Source organism: Mucilaginibacter sp., assembly GCF_036383575.1.
Taxonomy (GTDB): domain Bacteria; phylum Bacteroidota; class Bacteroidia; order Sphingobacteriales; family Sphingobacteriaceae; genus Mucilaginibacter.
Window position 1 is genome coordinate 1 of record NZ_DASVOB010000491.1, and the last position, 2,337, is coordinate 2,337.

At 42.4% G+C, this 2,337-nt stretch carries 2 protein-coding genes; one reads left to right on the forward strand and one right to left on the reverse strand.

What is annotated here, in order from left to right:
* Positions 1-23: 23 nt before the first annotated feature.
* Positions 24-1,697, reverse strand: a complete 1,674-nt coding sequence (locus VF500_RS17585) for a helix-hairpin-helix domain-containing protein (protein ID WP_330860933.1) — start codon at positions 1,695-1,697, stop codon at positions 24-26.
* Between the two features lie 136 nt (positions 1,698-1,833).
* Here VF500_RS17585 and VF500_RS17590 point away from each other — a divergent pair, with 136 nt between their 5' ends.
* Positions 1,834-2,208 (forward strand): hypothetical protein, encoded by a 375-nt coding sequence (locus VF500_RS17590; protein WP_330860934.1) that lies wholly within the window; start codon positions 1,834-1,836, stop codon positions 2,206-2,208.
* The last annotated feature ends 129 nt before the right edge of the window (positions 2,209-2,337 follow it).

A 2,337-nucleotide genomic window follows, 5' to 3' on the forward strand; every position in this document is an offset into this window, starting at 1 on the left:
TGCTAACCTCTGATCTCCAATCTCTAACCTCTCTTTGCAGCAAACGCTTTCGTGATTTCTGTCAACGACATGGCATTCATGCACATCTCTTTATATAAGCCGCCTTTACGGGCTGCAAGGATGCCGTAGTGCATATCTGTAAAGCCCTCAATGCGGTGGGCATCCGGGTTTATGGAAAGCATCACGCCTTTATCCAAAGCATATTGGTGCCAGCGCCAGTCAAGGTCGAGCCGTAATGGGTTGGCGTTGATCTCGATAACTACATTGTTGGCCGCGCAGGCGTCTATCACTTTTTTATAGTTAATAGGATACCCGCTGCGGCTTAGCAAAAGCCTGCCGGTAGGGTGCCCTAATATAGTTGTATATGGGTTTTCAATGGCGGTAATAAGTCTTGAAGTAGCTTTTTCTTCATCCATTTTAAGGATAGAGTGCACGGAAGCTACAATGAAATCAAACTTTTGCAGGATCTCTTCCGGATAATCAAGCGAGCCATCATATAAAATATCCGATTCAATACCTTTAAAGATGTGGAAGCCATCAAGCTTTTTATTCAGGGCGTCAATTTCTTCATGTTGTTGCAGTACACGCTCAATACTCAGCCCCTTGGCATAAAAGGCGCTTTTGCTATGATCGCACATGCCCAGGTATTCCAGTTTCAAAGTATCACGGCAGTACAGGGCCATTTCTTCAATGCTGTTTACCCCATCGCTCCAGGTGCTGTGGTTGTGTAGCGTACCTTTCAGGTCGTGCCAGTTGATCAGGGTTGGTAGTTCGTTCTTTTCGGCTTTTTCAATAAACAAGGTACCCTCGCGCAATTCGGGTTGCATCCAGGCCAAACCGGCTTTTGTGTAGATCATCTCTTCACTTTCGGGCTGTTCAACAGGTACATTGATCCTGTCGAAAACGGCCTGTACATGGTCGTCAGTACCGGTATTGACAAACAGTTCCCTGTAATAATCGGCTTTGTCAACACAAACAATATCTACCAGCAAACCATTTTGAAGCTCGCCCTGGATGTGGTTTTTATTTTTACTTACGTTGCAAAGTATTTTGGAGTTTGCGAGTGCTTCATAGGCAACATCATGGTTAATACTGCCCACCACAATCACAATTTCGGTAATGATCTCGTTCAAACGCCTGAATTCGCCGGCAAAATGTTTTAAGGCATCCGGGAAAATGGCTTTTACCTCATCCATCAGCTCATTGGCTTCCTTCTCAACCTGGGCAAAAAGGAATTTACCGTTGCTCGCCATCCTAAACTCGATTGCCTTGCGGATCTCCTCCTGTGTTTTAAGACCGAAACCTTTGGCCTCGATCAGGCGGTTTTCATTGCAGGCATAAAAAAGCTCACCGGTATTTTCAATGCCCAGCTCTTTCCAGATAATGGCCACCTTTTTAGGACCGATCCCTTTAATGCCCATCATTTCAACCACGCCGGCAGGGGTTTTATCCAGCATTTCCTGTAGTTCGGTCATGGTACCGGTTTCAAGCAGTTCGGCCACTTTGCCGGCTATGCTTTTGCCTATACCGTCGATCTTTTCCAGTTCGTCCAGTTTTTTGCCGGCGATAGGGAAGGGGAGCTTGTCGACCTTAAAAGCTGCATTAGCTACCGATTTGATCTTGAACGGATTAACCTCATGGAGTTCCATGAGTTGCGAGAGTAAACGAAGCGTACGGGCTATGGGTTTATTTTCCATAAATACAATGAGGCGGTAAAAATACAAAAAGCCATTGTAATGACAGCTTATACGGTGGGTTTGTTTTTATAAGAAGCTTTCTAATGAGATTTAAAGTATTAGTATATTCGATAAACCAAACATCTATTCACATATCATGAAAAAAGTAATCATTTTATTGGGCTTTGCATTTTTACAGATAGGCGTAGTATCGGCGCAGGATGCTGTTTATAAGAATGATACCCTTGTTTATAAAAGCATAAAAGTATATCCTATGCAAAAGATACAACTGCTTTATGGTGCGAAGCCGGATAAATCGTTTCTATTTGTTTGTAACAGTAAAAGAATGAATGATCCCCTTCCTGCAATTGTTTCAAAACAGAAAGGCGGGATACTTAAAATAATAAAGGAGCACAGCAAATATTACGCAGTTGGCTATCTAAGCGATGCCCCTGCATATTTAAGTAAGGAAATTGTAATAGATATAGAAGGCGCTATTGATTTTAATGAAATTAGGATAGAAAATAAGTGATTTAATCTAAAGCCATGCCAAATTACACTGACATCCTTTACGACGCGGAAATTTTTGCTGTTGAGGGGAGATATGTTATCCGATATAAGATATTGTTGGGTAATATTAATCAATAAATCGTAGGCTAAT